Source organism: Corynebacterium variabile (genome assembly GCF_006539825.1).
Taxonomy (GTDB): Bacteria; Actinomycetota; Actinomycetes; order Mycobacteriales; family Mycobacteriaceae; genus Corynebacterium; species Corynebacterium variabile.
Genome location: NZ_BJNT01000013.1, coordinates 56941 through 71287 on the forward strand (window position 1 = coordinate 56941; position 14347 = coordinate 71287).

Genomic DNA, 14347 nt, shown 5'->3' on the forward strand with positions numbered 1-14347 from the left:
TGATCTCCTCCCCCTGGAATGTCCCCCGCGCCCCGGACCCGTTCCCCAGGCGACCCGGTCGCTCTCCGGCCACGCTCCGGTCACTCCTTGCGGCCCTTCCTCTGCGGACGGAGGGTCACAACTCCTGCGGCGACAGTCACGATAGCACCGATCACCACACAGACAAGAGACCAGGTGCGTACAGGCCTGTCCTCCCCAACCTCGACGGCCTGGGACAGCAGCGCACCACGGTCCTCTTCCGGGGTCTCCCCGTGCAGGTCAAGCAGCAGTCCGGTCTCCGCACCGCCCTCGGCCGCGTAGTAGTCGTGGAGATCTTCACGGACCGAGACGATCATACCGCTGGAGGGCTCCACCGTGATCTCCCGCGTGCCACTGCGGTGCAGGGTCGAGACCGTGGATTTCCCCGGCCCGCCGTCCTTCCCCTCGGTCGTGACGTTCTGCGTCAGCCGCATGTGGTGCGGGTTGCCCTCCATCACCGGCTCGGTATCCATCTCCTGGCGGAAGACGTAGACCTCGTGTCCGTCGATCTCCTCCGACCGGTCGAAGGACGTCGGCACCGCGCGTCGCAGCAGGGTGTCGAAGAACGGGTACCCGGTCTGCTCCGTGTTCTCCGGGAACTTCAGCCACTGACCGTCAACGGTGGCCTCCCCGGCCGGCGTCCCCAGTGTGTCGGCGACCTTGACGTCCCCGGTGGCTTCACCGGAGTACCGGTCGACACTCATCGTCCAGATCTCGGCGTCCAGCAGTCCCGCCTGGTCGCCCATCGACTCCGCCATGTCGTCACGCATCGTCGTGACACCCACGGTCGCCGCAGCCTCGTCCCTGTCGGACGGGTCCCCCAGGGTGACCGCGACATTCCGGGACACGGGGCCGGTGATGACGTCCGGGTCCTTCTCGCCCGCCGTCGCCAGGTAGGACTTGCCGATCGTCGCCTCGGGATCGGAGACGGTGAGCTGCGTGTCCCCCAGGTCCAGCGGCACCGGGCGGTCGGCGTCCACCAGGCGGGGCAGGACGAACCCGACCCCCAGGAGGATGCACCCGAGACCCAGGGCGAGGATGGAGAGGACGCGAGACTTCGGAAGCATGCGGACCATCGTATAGGTGCCACCTACGCGAACGACCCCCGCCCTGCACACGTGGTGCAGACCGGGGGTCGCGGTGCTCCCCGTGGGGAGCAGGGCTCTGTAAGGAGCGCAGATTCCTCTTACTTGAGGGAGATCTTGGCGCCGGCCTCTTCGAGCTTGGCCTTGGCAGCCTCGGCGTCGTCCTTGGAGGCACCCTCGAGGATGGCCTTCGGAGCGGCCTCGACCAGCTCCTTGGCCTCCTTCAGGCCCAGACCGGAGACGATCTCGCGGACAACCTTGATCACGCCGATCTTCTTGGCGCCGGCGTCCTCGAGGACGACGTCGAACTCGTCCTTCTCTTCCTCAGCGGCACCGGCGGCCGGGGCACCGGCAGCGGCGACGGCGACCGGAGCGGCAGCGGTGACGTCGAAGGTGTCCTCGAAGAGCTTGACGAACTCAGAGAGCTCGATGAGGGTCATTTCCTTGAAAGCTTCGAGGAGCTCGTCGTTGGTGAACTTAGCCATGGTGGCTTCCTTTCGTTCATGCGCCCCACCGGAGGGCGGGACAGAGGTAGATAAAGTGTGTGTTCCGCAGAGGGACACCGCTTACGCGGCGTCCTTCTTGTCCTGGAGCGCAACGGCGAGCCGTGCGACCTGGGAAGCCGGGGCGTTGAACAGACCGGCGGCCTTGGTCGGCAGGCCCTTGAGGGCGCCGGCCAGCTTGGCCAGGGTGGTCTCGCGGTTGTCCAGCTCGGCGATTGCCTGAACCTGTGCGGCGTCGAGGATGTTGCCATCCATGTTGCCGCCCTTGATCACGAGGAGCTTGTGCTCGCCAGAGAAGGCCTTGAGGGCCTTCGCCGCGTCGACAGCTTCGCCGCGAACGAACGCGACGGCCGTCGGACCGGTCAGCTGAGCATCATCGAGCTCCACACCGGCCTGCTTGGCGGCCAGCTTGATCATGGTGTTCTTGGCGACGGAGTAGGTCACGTCGGCACCGAGGGCCTTGCGCAGCTCAGTGGTCTCGGCGACGGTCAGGCCGCGGTACTCGGTGAGGATCGCGGCGGACGCGTCCTCGAAACGGGCGGTGAGCTCCGCGACGGATGCGGTGTTCTTCGGGTTTGCCATACTCTCGCCTCCTTCCTGATGTCTGTCAGTGTCATGACCGCCGGGCCACCAGACGACGACACGCCCCGTGCCGCAGAGGCACGGGGCGTGTCGGAGCTTCACCACCCCGTAGGGCGGGAGCTGCATGTCCTCGTGTTTCTCCTGCGCGGGCCGCCATCGTCTTCGATGGTCCTTCGCCGCGACCCCCGGAAATTCCGGGAGGACGCGGTGACCGACGGTCTTCGGTGAAACTTGAACGTCCGCGGTTGCCCGCGGTCAAACTTCGTTGATGGACTTTAGACGATCACGGCCGGCACCACCAAATCGCGGAATTTGGATGCCTGTCAGTCATCGGACGGATATTGTCGGGGAAATGAACACACCGCTCGTCACGGACCGTACTCCGCGCGCCTTCACCCCGGCATTCCTCTACTCCCAGCGTCATCCCCGGCGCATGCCGGACGGTGTCAATGACTGGGACACTCCCCTGGCGGAGTCCCGGCCCGGTTCGGTCCCGGTGGTCCTCATCCACGGCACCTGGATGAACAGTTACTGCACCTGGTCGCTCATCGCCCCCACCCTGGTGGACGCCGGCTACCGGGTCTTCGCCGTGAACTACGGACAGGATCCGTCGTGCTTCCTGGGCCGGCGGCCGTCCTGTTTCGGCAACGCCGGGCTGCTGGAGGCACAGGCCGAGGTCGCGGCGTTCATCGACAAGGTACTGGAGCACACCGGTGCCCCGGTCGTGGACCTCGTCGGCCACTCGCAGGGCGTCGCCCAGGCCCGGCTGTACCTCACCGACTCCGGCGGAGCAGGCGATCCCGCCGCAAGCACCGCCCCCAGGGTGCGCAGGGTCATCGGCTTCGCCGGCTCAAACCACGGGACGACCATGAGCGGTCTGGGGAGCCTGGGCCGGTGGAGCAAGAACCGGGGTCTCTACGGCCCGCTGCGCGCCGTGCTCGGCCGGTGCGCCGAGGACCAGATGATCGGGTCCGCGGCAATGGCCCACATCAACCTCCACGGAGACACTGTCCCGGGAGTCGACTACACCATGCTGTGCAGCCGCTACGACGAGATCGTGACCCCCTGGCGCACCCAGTTCCTCGAGGAGGGCGAGGGCGCGACGGTGCGCAACCTGCAGGTGCAGGACCACGGCAACGGTGGGGACATCAGTGACCACCTCTCGCTGCTGTACTCTCCCCGCGCCATCGACCTGATGCTCGAGGCCCTCGACCACGGACCGGAAGGAGACTACCGGGCGAATAACCCGCACGTGACCGGCCGGGTGCTTCCCTTCTGGGGGAAGATCGGGAAGAACGGGAAGTAGTAGGCCCCGGGTACAGCAGAACCCCCGCCGCCGTGGATGCACGGTGACGGGGGTTCAGCTGTGTCCGGCGTCCTCCCCTGCGCGGGGAGGAGCTGGAGGGACGCCGCGGGAAACTACGCGGTGTACTCCTTGACCACGGACGGGTCGACCGGGATGCCCGGGCCCGAGGTGGTGGAGACGGTGACCTTCTTGAGGTAGATGCCCTTGGCCGCGGACGGCTTCTGGCGCAGCAGCTCATCGATCAGCGCGCCGTAGTTCTCGGCGAGAGCCTGCTCGGAGAAGGAGGCCTTGCCGATGATGGCGTGCAGGTTGGAGGCCTTGTCGACGCGGAAGGAGATCTTTCCGCCCTTGATCTCCTGGACGGCCTTGGCGACGTCGGTGGTGACGGTGCCGGTCTTCGGGTTCGGCATCAGACCACGCGGGCCGAGGACGCGGGCGACACGGCCGACCTTGGCCATCTGGTCCGGGGTGGCGATCGCGGCGTCGAAGTCGGTCCAGCCGCCCTGGATCTTCTCGATCAGCTCGGCGGTACCGACAGCCTCAGCGCCGGCCTCTTCGGCGGCGGTGGCGTTCGGGCCCTCGGCGAAGACGATGACGCGGACGTTCTTGCCGGTGCCGTTGGGCAGAGACACGGTGCCGCGGACCAGTTGGTCAGCCTTGCGGGGGTCGACGCCCAGGCGGACGGCGACGTCGACGGTGGCGTCGAAGTTCTTGGAGGAGGTCTCCTTGGCCAGCTTGGCGGCCTCGATCGGGCGGTAGATCCGGCCGGCGTCGATCTTCTCTGCAGCGGCCTTGAAAGCCTTGGACTTGGTGCTCATTGGGGTTCCAATCAGTGGAATCGGACTGTGGTGCGGGCCGGAGCGGGCCCTGCCACGGTATGTCGGGTGTTGCTCGGTGGCCTGTGCTTAGGCCGGGGCGCCGGTGACGACGATGCCCATGGAGCGGGCGGTGCCGGCGATGATGCGGGCGCCGTTCTCGAGGTCGTTGGCGTTGATGTCCTCGAACTTGGTCTCGGCGATCTCGCGGCACTGGGCCCAGGTGACCTCACCGACCTTGTCGGTGTGGGGGACGCCGGAGCCCTTCTGGATACCGGCGGCCTTCAGCAGCAGCTTGGCTGCCGGCGGGGTCTTCAGCTTGAAGTCGAAGCTGCGGTCCTCGTAGACGGTGATCTCAACCGGGATCACGTTGCCACGCTGGGACTCGGTGGCCGCGTTGTAGGCCTTGCAGAACTCCATGATGTTGACGCCGTGCGCACCGAGCGCCGGGCCGACCGGCGGGGCCGGGTTAGCGGCGCCAGCCTGGATCTGGAGCTTGATGAGGCCGGTGACCTTCTTCTTCTTCGCCATGTTGCACCTCTTCACGTGGTATCAGGCACTCGGGGCTCCCCCGTGGCGACAGGGGAACGGCCTGACCGGATGCCGGACTGGATACCGGCCACCGGGTGGAATGTATGTACTGCTGCCCTGCGGTGAATCCTGACGGACGACACCCACGGGCAACCGGAGAGAGCTTAGTTGAGCTTCTCCACCTGGTCAAACTCCAGCTCGACCGGGGTCTCACGACCGAAGATGGAGACCAGGGCCTTGAGCTTACTGTTCGCGGCGTCGATCTCGGAGATTGTCGCGGAGACCGAGGCGAACGGACCGGAGAGCACGGTGACGGACTCGCCGACCTCGTAGTCGACCTCGACCTGGTTCGAGTTCGCGGTCGGTGCCATGGCCACACCGGTGGCGGAGACATCGACGCCGGACGCGGAATCGGCACCCTCGGCGTCTGCCGGGACGGTGGCGGTCTCCGGCGGGAGCAGGAACTTGGCGACCTCGCGGATCTTCACCGGAGTCGGCTCACCGGCGTTGCCGACGAAGGAGGTGACGCCCGGGGTGTCACGGATGACGGACCAGGACGGGTCGTCCAGCTCGACGCGGACCAGGACGTAGCCCGGCAGCAGCTTCTGCTTGACGATCTTCTTCTTGCCGTCCTTGACCTGGGTGACCTCCTCGATCGGGACGACGACCTCGTGGATCTGCTGGTCCACACCGAGGGTCTGGGCACGCATCTCCAGGTTGGTCTTCACCTTGTTCTCGTAACCCGAGTAGCACTGGATGATGTACCAGTTGCCCGGCAGCTTCTTCAGGGCGCGCATGAACTCGCGCAGGCGGGTCTTGTAGGCCTCGAGGGCGGCGTCCTCGGCGGACACCGGGGCCTCCTCCCCCTCGGTCCCGTCGGCCTGGGCGGCCTGGGCGGCCTGGGCAGCCTCAGCAGCCTGTGCCTGGAGGTCCGAGACGGACTGCTGGACATCCTCCTGGGCGGCGGCGGCCAGACCCTCGGCACTGAGCTTGTCGGCCCGGGGCTCGTTCTGATCACTCATCGGTGGATCCTTTCCAAGTCTGTGGCGGTGGTGGGGTGACACCCGGGCCGTTACCGGCCCCCGCATGAAAAATCCGCCTCGCCGGTGGGGCGGAGGCGGTCATGATCTGCTGCTAACTTACCACGGTCAGAAGCCGAAGATGAACTCCACACCTCCGTGCGCGAGGAAGTCCACGGAGGCGCAGAGGGCGACCATGATCACCAGGAAGGCGATGGTGATGAGCGTGGAGGAGACCATCTCACGCCCGGTCGGCCAGATGACCTTCTTCATCTCGCGGCCGACGGAGCCGGCGTAGGCGACGGGACCACGGGCAGGCTTGCGTCCATCGTCATCGGTGACGCGGGCGGACGCGACCTTGGCGGTGGCACCCTTCTCCGCGTTCTCGATCTGGCGCTTGCCGGACGGCCGCAGCCGGTCGTTCGTGGTGTTCTCGTCGCTCACTCGTGAAGCTCCTTCAACGTAGTAGTCCCCGGCCCAGGGTAACCGAATTTTGTTTTCGGCGCCCCCGGACCGGGGATCAGTGCAGGGGCGACAGGACTTGAACCTGCAACCTGCGGTTTTGGAGACCGCTGCTCTGCCAATTGAGCCACGCCCCTAAAAGGTGCAACCCACCGACGCTGCGGTGAGCACTCGGGAAGTGTAGCAGTTCCGTCGGAGCGTCCACAAATGGGGTGGATGACGGCGCGACACCTCCCCCGCGGAGTCCGAACGGAACAGCGGAAGGGCCCGGCACCGTCATGGTGCCGGACCCTTCCCGGTGGTAGCGATGCGGAGGATCGAACTCCGGACCTCACGATTATGAGTCGTGCGCTCTAACCATCTGAGCTACACCGCCACTGTCACTCGCGGTCATCGCAAAATGACTGGAGCCCCCTGACAGAATCGAACTGTCGACCTTTTCCTTACCATGGAAACGCTCTGCCGACTGAGCTAAGGGGGCACGCTCTGGGACTCCCGGCGCCTGCGCCGTTCGTCTGAAGCCTGAGATAGCATAACCAGTGACCCTGCACGGGGACAAATCCACAGGTCATGCCCTCATTTCACTCTGTTTCCACCACCGGGGAGGACGTCCCGTGCAGCTTTACGTCGCACCAGGCCGATCAGGCGGCCTCAGAACAGCCTCACGCGACGTGAACCTTCATGGACTGGCGGGTGCCGACCGGGACGGGGCTCTGACGCTCACGGCCGCCATGCCCCGCACACAGAGAAACCGCCTCCCGGACTCAGTCCGGAAGGCGGTTCATCCTGGTGTCTCAACCAGTGCCAGGTAAAGGATTCGAACCTTTGAAGGCAATGCCGGCGGATTTACAGTCCGCTCCCTTTGGCCGCTCGGGCAACCTGGCAAGCACTTGTTGGTGCGCCGGATACGTTACTACGAACCCTGTAGTCCAGCGCAACTCAGCAGGTCAGACAGCATAAATCACGTTGATCGACACGCAGTCGGATCAGCCCAGTCGCGCGAGCGAGTAGTTCATCAGCCGGCGCAGCGCGGTCGTCACCGGATTCTCCGGTAGCAGAGCCAGTTCCGCCTCGCCGAGATCCCGGTAGCGTTCGACATCCGCCAGGGACCGCTCCCGGCCGTCGGAGGCACGGATGAGGGTCAGAGCCTCATCCACGAGCGCGTCGTCGGTCACCGGGCCCGTGAGGATCTCCCGCAGCCGCTCCCCGCCCGGGGTCTGCTCACGCATCGCGTAGAGCACCGGCAGGGTGAACACGCCCTCGCGCAGATCGGTCCCCGGGGTCTTGCCGGACTCCTCCGGATCGGACCACACGTCGATGATGTCGTCGACGATCTGGAAGACCTGGCCGAGGTGGCGTCCGAAACGGAAAAGAGCATCGCGCTGCTCCACCGGCGCACCACCGTGCATCGAACCGAGGAAGCCGGCGGAGGCGATGAGCACACCGGTCTTCTCCTGGATGACGGTCATGTAGTGGTCCACCGGGTCCTCCCCCTCGGGGCAGCCCACGGTCTCACGCATCTGGCCGGTGACCAGCTCACCGAAGGTCTCGGCGAAGTGGCGCACGGTCTCCGGACCCAGGTCGGCCATGATGGAGGAGGCGACGGCGAAGATGAAGTCCCCGGCGAGGATGGCGACGGAATTGTCCCACCGGGCGTTCGCGCTCTCGGAACCGCGGCGACGGTCGGCCTCGTCCATCACATCGTCGTGGTAGAGCGTCGCCAGGTGGGTCAGCTCGACGACCACCGCGGCATTCACCACGGTCTGCGCGGCGGTCTCCGGGGTCGATCCGTAGCGGGACGCCAGCAGGGCGAACATCGGGCGGAAGCGCTTCCCGCCGGCCAGCGCCAGGTGCTGCACCTTGTCCGTGAGGAAACTCTCCCCGGTCGACAGGGAATCCTGCAGGGTCGACTCCACCCGGGTCATTCCCTCGGCGATGAAATCATTGAGGGCGGCGTCCCCCAGGTCCAACCCCATCTGTTCACCGGAGTTAGTGCGTGCCATGAATTTCGTAGCCTCTGTCCGTCGTCCGTCAGTCACCGTGTCGCCTGTGCAAGGTCATCGCGTGTTTCACGCATGGTCGGGCACAGTCGCGCACTGACGACCAACCATATCCCAGCAACGGCCGTGGTTCCTATACCGCCGCCCCGCTCCCGTGCCACAATGTCCCCTTGTGAACACCTCCGAGCCTTCCGGCGAGCTCCCGACCGACTGCCCCCTCCTCGTCATCGGAGGCGGCCCCGCCGGAGCCGCGACAGCAGCCACGGCCGCCCTGGCCGGGATGGACGTCACGGTCGTCGACATGCAGGATTTCCCCCGTGACAAGACCTGCGGCGACGGGCTCACCCCGCGTGCCGTCCACGCTCTGACCCGACTCTGGGGCGGGGACCCGGCGGCGACGTCCCCCCGCACCGGCACCACCGGCGTCCTTGCCGGGCGCCCCTCGATCCGCGGCCTCGCCCTCCACGGGTTCGGCGGCTCCGTGACGACCCCCTGGCCTGACCTGCCGGCCTTCCCGCCGCGGGGGTCGGCGGTCCCCCGCACACAGTTGGACGCTGCGCTGCTCGACTTCGCGGCGGACGCCGGCGCCCGCGTCGTCACCGGGTGGAAGGCCGTGGACGTGACACTGACCGGGGCGTCCACCGCAGGCGTCGTGGAGTCCGTCACCTTCCGGCGGGGACGCGAGGAGCGCACCGTCCGCTGCGGCACCCTCGTGCTGGCTGAGGGGGTGCGCAGCGGGATCGCCCGGAAGCTCGGGGTGCAGTGGCTGCGCGGCATGGTGCACGGGATCGCCGCCCGCTCCTACTGCCCCACCCCGCGCGGCGATGACCCGTGGATCCACTCACACCTCGAGCTGCGGGACGCTGAGGGCACCGCACAGCCGGGCTACGGCTGGATATTCCCCCTCGGGGACGCCACGGGCGGGAGCGACGCTAAGGGAGTGAACCTGGGGTGCGGCGCCCTGTCCACGTCGAAGCGTCCCGCGAAGGTCAACGTGAAGAAGCTCCTCACCCACTACGCCGACCAGGTGCGTGGCGAGTGGGAACTCGGCGAGCCGGAGGACATCGCCTCGGCGCTGCTGCCGATGGGTGGTGCGGTGACCCGCGTCGCCGGAGTGAACTGGGCCGCCGTCGGAGACACCGCCGCGCTCGTCAACCCGCTCAACGGTGAGGGCATCGACTACGCCCTCGAATCCGCCCAGGATCTCGTGGAGTACCTGCCGGACGCCGCCCGTACCCCCCGCGGGTTGGCCGACATCTGGCCTACCCACCTGCGCGGACGCTACGGGGACGCCTTCTCGCTCGCCCGACGCGCCGCGACCCTGCTGACGATGCCGGGGCTGTTGTCCGCGGTCGGTCCGCTGGGGTTCCGTGGCCCCCTGGCCCCGCGGCTGATGGGTGCGGCCACCCGGCTGATGGGCAACCTCGTCACCCCGGAGGACCGGGATCTCACGGCGCGGGCATGGCTGACCGCCGGGAAACTCTCGGTCGGTCACGACCGGTTCCGGCACCCGGAGTCCCGCCCCCTGTTCGGCGCCTGATCAGGCGTCCAGCGGCTTCGTCGCGCTGTGCAGCGCGGTGATGCCGAAGGTGAGGTTCTGCCAGCCGCAGCCCTCCCAGCCGTTGTCGTTGACGATGGTCGCCAGCTCCTCCTGCTCCGGCCAGGCGCGGATGGATTCGGCGAGGTAGACGTAGGCCTCCGCATTGGAGGACACGGCCTTCGCCACCGCCGGGAGCGCCCGCATGAGGTACTCCTTGTAGACCGTGGAGAACACCGGGACGACCGGGGTGGAGAACTCACAGACGGTGAGCTTCCCGCCGGGCTTGGTGACCCGGGCCATCTCCCGCAGGCCGGCGGCGGGGTCGACGATATTGCGCAGGCCGAAGCTGATGGTGACGGCATCGAAGGTGTTGTCGGCGAAGGGCAGGTTCATGCCGTCGCCGCAGACCTTCAGCACGTCCCGGTCGCGGCCGGCGGCGAGCATGCCCTGGGAGAAGTCACAGGCCACGCACCAGGCGCCGGACTCGGCGAGCTCGACCGTGGAGACCGCGGTTCCGGCGGCGAGGTCGAGGACCTTGTCACCGGGGCCGAGGCCGAGGCGCCGACGGGTGCGCTTCCGCCACAACCGGTCCTGCCCGAAGGACAGGACGGTGTTGGTGAGGTCATAGTTCTTACCGACGGCGTCGAACATCGAGGCGACGTCGTGCGGATCCTTCTCCAGGCTGGCTCGCGACATGTCAGACCACTCTAGTGGCTGTCACCCGCCGAGCACGCCCCGGTACACCTCCACCAGTTCACCGCACAGTGCGGGCCAGGTCCGGTGCAGCACCCCGGCCCGCGCGGCGTCCGCCATCCGGTCGTGGTCGGGCCCTGAGAGGCGGGCCACGGCATCCGGCAGATCCTGCTCGAAGGACGCCACGTCCAGCAGTTCACCGTTCACCCCCGGGTCGACGAGGTCCAGCGGTCCGCCGGCCGCGGGACCGACGGTGGGGACCCCGGAGGCGAGGGCCTCCTGGATGCCCTGACAGAAGGTCTCGAACTCTCCGGGGTGAACGAAGACGTCGAGGCTGGCGTACGCCTCGGCGAGGCCGGTACCGCGGAGTTCACCGGTGAACACCGCGTCCGGCAGGAGGTCCTCCAGGGCGTGCCGTTCGGGGCCGTCGCCGACGATGACCAGGCGGATCGTGGGGTCGACGGCCAGGACGCGCAGCCGCTGGACGTTCTTCTCACTGGCGAGGCGTCCGACATAGCCGACGAGCGTGCGGGTGCCCGAGGGGTCCCAGCGCCGACGCAGGTCATTGCTGCGCCGGTCGGGGTGGAACAGGTCGGCGTCCACCCCGCGGGCCCACCGACGGACGCGGCGGACGCCGTGGTCGGTGAGCATCGCGGCTGTCGCCGAGGACGGGGCGAGAGTGACCGCGGCGTGGTTGTGGATCCGGCGGACGACCTCCCACGCGCCGGCCCGCAGTGCCGGGCGGATGAACCCCAGGTCGTACTGGTCGACATAGCCGGGGACGTCGGTCTGGTAGACCGCCACGGTCGGGATGCGCAGTGCCGCGGCCGCGACTGCTCCCCCGGCGCCGAGCACGAAGGGGCTGGCCAGGTGGATCACATCCGGGCGGAACCGGCGCAGTGCGGTGGCCAGGGCCGGGGAGGGCACGCCGATCGACAGTGACGGAATGCGGGGCAGATACAGTGCCGGGACACGGACCACGGGGAAGCCCTCGTAGTGCGTCACCGGTTCCCGCCCTTCCCGCCGGTCCCGACGGGCGACGCCGGGGGCGATGACGAACGCTTCGTGGCCGGAGCGGCGGAGATGCTCGAGGATCCGCAGGACCGAGTTCACGACTCCGTTGACCTGGGGAAGGAAGCTCTCGGCGACGACGGCGACGCGCAGCGTACCGGGGCCGGTCATCGCCGGAACCACCAGCGCACCGCACCCGCGAGCAGCGCGGCGATGACCGAACAGACCGCCCAGGAGGAGATCGCCGGGAGGAAGGCGAGGGTCCAGGCGCGGCCAGCGACCTTCACATTATCCGGGTCGTCGCGCTGGTACTCGACCTTCACCCGGTCACCGACCTCGAGACCGCCCGGGTACTTCAGCCCCGTGCCCGGGGAGTGGTAGCGGCCCTGGTCGTCGGGGAAACGCACGAGGGTCTTCGACCCGGTCGACAGGACCTCCGCGGTGGCGCTGCCACGGTCATGGCTGATACGCCAGTCACTGATCGCCGCCGTGACGACGAGGGATCCGCAGACGACGCAGGCGAGCAGGTAGACGGCCAGGAGCACCTGGACCAGTCGCCGGCGCACCGTGGCGCGGGGTGGACGCGGCAGGTCCAGCATGTTGGCGACCGGGTGACGCCACCTGTTGCGACGTCGCCCCCCGGCCGGTTCTGCCGTGTTCACCTGCGCGTCGTCAGTCACGGCGTCCACCGGTGGCCAGCGTCGTCTGCTCCCGCAGTGCGGCGTGCAGGGCGGCACGCGGTGCCCGCTGGACCGCGGCCTCGATGACGAGCAGGCCGTCGGTGTACCCCTCGGCATGCTCGTCGAGGGCTGCGATGAGTTCCTGCAGGTCATCGACCCGTCGGTGCGCGACACCATGTCCCTCGCACAGTGCCCCCAGGTCGACTCCGGTGGGGGTGCCGAAGACGCGGTCGAAGGCGTCCGCCCCGTCGTCGAAGGTGCGCAGCCCCCGGTTGCCGGCCTCGAGGGTCTCGAAGATCGCGCCACCGTCGTCGTTGGAGACCACGACCACGAGGTTGTCGGGGCGCGGCTCCCCGGGGCCGACGGTGAAACCGTTCATGTCGTGCAGCACGGTGAGATCACCCATCAGCGCGACGGTGCGCGGGGCACGGACCAGCTCCGGGTGCTCACTGGCGTGGGCCAGGGCCACGCCGACGGCGGTGGAGACGGTGCCGTCGATGCCGGCGGCACCGCGGTTGGAGACCGCCCACACACCCTCGAAGGGCAGCCCGGCGAGCGAGGCGTCGCGGACGGCGGAGGACGCGCCGAGGACCAGGGCGTCCCCGTCCCGCAGGGCGTCGGTGACTGCGGCGGCGACGTGCAGACCGGTGAAGTCCTCGCCCGCGAGCAGGTCCTGCATCACGTCGACGGCGACCCCGCTGGCGGCCTCACAGACCGTGAGCCAGCCGGCGGGGTGCTCACCGGTGAGGGCGACGCCGCGTCCCCACTCGCGGACCGTGTGCGCCAGGTCGGGGATGACTTCCCGGTCGGTCAGCGCGACCACACGGACCTGCGGGTCGGCGAGCAGGCGGGAGACACTGCGGTGCAGGGTGGGGCGTCCGACGAGCACGATCTGCTCGGGACGCAGCTGCACGGTCTGTGCTGCTGCCGCCGCTGCACTGTCTTCGGAGACGGTGCCGCTGAACAGGCCGGCAGCCGCCGGGTGCACCGGAGTGCCCGGGGACGGCGCCGTCGGCTCGGCGATGGCGGGGACGTCAGCGAGCGTGTCGAGGATACGGGTGGCCCAGGTGCGGTCGCGGACATCGCCGACGATGACCAGGGTGCGCTTCGACAGGTCGACCGTGACGACCGGGGACTCCGGGAGCACGGCCCTCACCGGGGCGGCACTGCGGGGCAGGGCGTTGACGGGCCGGGCGGCACCTCGCCAGGGGGTGTCGGTGTTCTCTGCACTGCCGGTGAGTTCCTCGACGGCGATCCGCGCGGCCAGCGACACATCGGCGGTCGACCCCGGTACCAGCGGCTCGACGAAGTGCACGTTGAGCTGCACTCCCCCGGCGCGCACGCCCCCGCCGAACAGGTCGAGTGCCGAGGTGACGACGCGGTCGACGACCGTGCGGACCTCCCGGTGGTCGGGCCGGTCGTGCAGTGCGGCGGCGAGACTCACGGAGTCGACAGCGTGCGCTCCGAAGATGCCCGACTGCGCGATGGTCTGGTTCGCGCCGGTGCCCTGGTAGCTGACCGGGCGGTCCGCGGAGAGGATGAGCAGCGGGACGCCGGACGCGGTGGCCTCCACCATCGCCGGCAGACAGTTCGCCACGGCGGTTCCCGAGGTCATGAGGACCGGGACCGGGCGACCACTGCGTCGGGCCATACCCAGTGCCAGGAAGGACGCCGAGCGCTCGTCGGTCCTGACGTGCAGGCGCAGCCGGTGGGTGCGGTCGGCCTCGGCGAGTGCCAGGGCCAGCGCCGCAGAGCGGGACCCGGGGCAGACGACAGCCTCACGGACCCCGGCGCGCACCAGCTCGTCGACGATCACGGCCGCGACAACAGTCGCCGGGGTGATGGTGCGGTCTCCGGCGGTGGCGGGGGCTGCGTCGTGCTCGATGTCGTGCTCGATGTCGTGCTCGCTATCGTGCTCGATGTCGTGCTCGCTATCGTGCTCGGGGTCGTGCTCAGGGCGTTCGTCAGTCACACCCCTGACGCTACCCGCCGTCACCCCCTGACCGGGCATTCAGCCGACCCTGACCCGCAGCACTTCCCGGTGGCATCCCCTTCGTCGCAGTGGCATCCCGTGCTGTCGGGTACCGCGGCTGAAGCGACAC

Annotated in this window: 14 protein-coding genes and 4 tRNA genes; 2 read left to right on the top strand and 16 right to left on the bottom strand. The window is 68.5% G+C overall.

All coding sequences use genetic code 11. The features are described from left to right. Positions 1–80: 80 nt before the first annotated feature. The 3 genes from pgfA to rplJ form a co-directional block, all read right to left on the bottom strand. Complete coding sequence (gene pgfA, locus CVA01_RS08600) at positions 81–1085, bottom strand: cell envelope lipid trafficking protein PgfA (protein WP_244938225.1); 1005 nt, start codon at positions 1083–1085, stop codon at positions 81–83. 119 nt (positions 1086–1204) lie between these two features. After that, complete coding sequence (rplL, locus tag CVA01_RS08605; RefSeq protein WP_014010909.1) at positions 1205–1588, bottom strand: 50S ribosomal protein L7/L12; 384 nt, start codon at positions 1586–1588, stop codon at positions 1205–1207. Positions 1589–1669: 81 nt separating this feature from the next. Beyond that, the gene (rplJ, locus tag CVA01_RS08610; protein ID WP_041630171.1) at positions 1670–2188 is read right to left on the bottom strand and encodes a 50S ribosomal protein L10; all 519 of its coding nucleotides are present in this window, start codon (positions 2186–2188) and stop codon (positions 1670–1672) included. Between the two features lie 352 nt (positions 2189–2540). On the opposite strand from rplJ, the gene CVA01_RS08615 reads away from it, so the two are divergent. Further along, positions 2541–3494, top strand: coding sequence for an esterase/lipase family protein (locus CVA01_RS08615; protein ID WP_244938226.1), 954 nt, complete (start codon positions 2541–2543; stop codon positions 3492–3494). 113 nt (positions 3495–3607) lie between these two features. On the opposite strand, the gene rplA is transcribed toward CVA01_RS08615, so the two are convergent. From rplA to CVA01_RS08660, 9 genes are all read right to left on the bottom strand, one after another. Continuing rightward, positions 3608–4312 (bottom strand): 50S ribosomal protein L1, encoded by a 705-nt coding sequence (rplA, locus tag CVA01_RS08620; protein ID WP_014010912.1) that lies wholly within the window; start codon positions 4310–4312, stop codon positions 3608–3610. An 87-nt stretch (positions 4313–4399) separates the two neighbouring features. After that, positions 4400–4840 (bottom strand): 50S ribosomal protein L11, encoded by a 441-nt coding sequence (rplK, locus tag CVA01_RS08625; protein ID WP_014010913.1) that lies wholly within the window; start codon positions 4838–4840, stop codon positions 4400–4402. Between the two features lie 164 nt (positions 4841–5004). Further along, the gene (gene nusG, locus CVA01_RS08630; protein ID WP_014010914.1) at positions 5005–5862 is read right to left on the bottom strand and encodes a transcription termination/antitermination protein NusG; all 858 of its coding nucleotides are present in this window, start codon (positions 5860–5862) and stop codon (positions 5005–5007) included. A gap of 126 nt (positions 5863–5988) precedes the next feature. Beyond that, positions 5989–6303, bottom strand: coding sequence for a preprotein translocase subunit SecE (secE, locus tag CVA01_RS08635; protein WP_141330076.1), 315 nt, complete (start codon positions 6301–6303; stop codon positions 5989–5991). An 82-nt stretch (positions 6304–6385) separates the two neighbouring features. Continuing rightward, positions 6386–6458: transfer RNA gene (locus CVA01_RS08640), tRNA-Trp, on the bottom strand. Positions 6459–6620: 162 nt separating this feature from the next. Continuing rightward, positions 6621–6697 (bottom strand) — tRNA-Met (locus CVA01_RS08645). A gap of 29 nt (positions 6698–6726) precedes the next feature. After that, a tRNA-Thr gene (locus CVA01_RS08650) sits at positions 6727–6802 on the bottom strand. Positions 6803–7123: 321 nt separating this feature from the next. Further along, positions 7124–7205, bottom strand: a tRNA-Tyr gene (locus CVA01_RS08655). Between the two features lie 102 nt (positions 7206–7307). Continuing rightward, complete coding sequence (locus tag CVA01_RS08660; RefSeq protein ID WP_141330078.1) at positions 7308–8324, bottom strand: polyprenyl synthetase family protein; 1017 nt, start codon at positions 8322–8324, stop codon at positions 7308–7310. Between the two features lie 169 nt (positions 8325–8493). On the opposite strand from CVA01_RS08660, the gene CVA01_RS08665 reads away from it, so the two are divergent. After that, the gene (locus CVA01_RS08665; protein WP_170209737.1) at positions 8494–9861 is read left to right on the top strand and encodes a geranylgeranyl reductase family protein; all 1368 of its coding nucleotides are present in this window, start codon (positions 8494–8496) and stop codon (positions 9859–9861) included. Here the strand turns inward: CVA01_RS08665 and CVA01_RS08670 are convergent, their stop codons facing one another. From CVA01_RS08670 to menD, 4 genes are read right to left on the bottom strand one after another with little or no spacing between them, the layout of a single operon-like run. Next, complete coding sequence (locus tag CVA01_RS08670) at positions 9862–10557, bottom strand: demethylmenaquinone methyltransferase (RefSeq protein WP_141330081.1); 696 nt, start codon at positions 10555–10557, stop codon at positions 9862–9864. It abuts the gene before it with no gap. 21 nt (positions 10558–10578) lie between these two features. Then, positions 10579–11736 (bottom strand): glycosyltransferase family 4 protein, encoded by a 1158-nt coding sequence (locus CVA01_RS08675; protein ID WP_170209738.1) that lies wholly within the window; start codon positions 11734–11736, stop codon positions 10579–10581. Further along, positions 11733–12245, bottom strand: a complete 513-nt coding sequence (locus CVA01_RS08680; protein WP_234946277.1) for a DUF3592 domain-containing protein — start codon at positions 12243–12245, stop codon at positions 11733–11735. The genes CVA01_RS08675 and CVA01_RS08680 overlap by 4 nt, the downstream gene beginning before the upstream one ends. Then, positions 12238–14256, bottom strand: coding sequence for a 2-succinyl-5-enolpyruvyl-6-hydroxy-3-cyclohexene-1-carboxylic-acid synthase (gene menD, locus CVA01_RS08685; protein ID WP_141330083.1), 2019 nt, complete (start codon positions 14254–14256; stop codon positions 12238–12240). Before menD ends, CVA01_RS08680 begins: the two co-directional genes overlap by 8 nt. Positions 14257–14347: the final 91 nt, after the last annotated feature.

Coding starts and splice junctions, on each gene's coding strand:
- rplJ (WP_041630171.1), bottom strand. CDS start 2,188: ATGGCAAACCCGAAGAACACCGCATCCGTCGCGGAGCTCACCGCCCGT.
- rplL (WP_014010909.1), bottom strand. CDS start 1,588: ATGGCTAAGTTCACCAACGACGAGCTCCTCGAAGCTTTCAAGGAAATG.
- menD (WP_141330083.1), bottom strand. CDS start 14,256: ATGCCCGGTCAGGGGGTGACGGCGGGTAGCGTCAGGGGTGTGACTGAC.
- pgfA (WP_244938225.1), bottom strand. CDS start 1,085: ATGCTTCCGAAGTCTCGCGTCCTCTCCATCCTCGCCCTGGGTCTCGGG.
- nusG (WP_014010914.1), bottom strand. CDS start 5,862: ATGAGTGATCAGAACGAGCCCCGGGCCGACAAGCTCAGTGCCGAGGGT.
- CVA01_RS08675 (WP_170209738.1), bottom strand. CDS start 11,736: ATGACCGGCCCCGGTACGCTGCGCGTCGCCGTCGTCGCCGAGAGCTTC.
- CVA01_RS08670 (WP_141330081.1), bottom strand. CDS start 10,557: ATGTCGCGAGCCAGCCTGGAGAAGGATCCGCACGACGTCGCCTCGATG.
- CVA01_RS08615 (WP_244938226.1), top strand. CDS start 2,541: ATGAACACACCGCTCGTCACGGACCGTACTCCGCGCGCCTTCACCCCG.
- rplA (WP_014010912.1), bottom strand. CDS start 4,312: ATGAGCACCAAGTCCAAGGCTTTCAAGGCCGCTGCAGAGAAGATCGAC.
- CVA01_RS08660 (WP_141330078.1), bottom strand. CDS start 8,324: ATGGCACGCACTAACTCCGGTGAACAGATGGGGTTGGACCTGGGGGAC.
- rplK (WP_014010913.1), bottom strand. CDS start 4,840: ATGGCGAAGAAGAAGAAGGTCACCGGCCTCATCAAGCTCCAGATCCAG.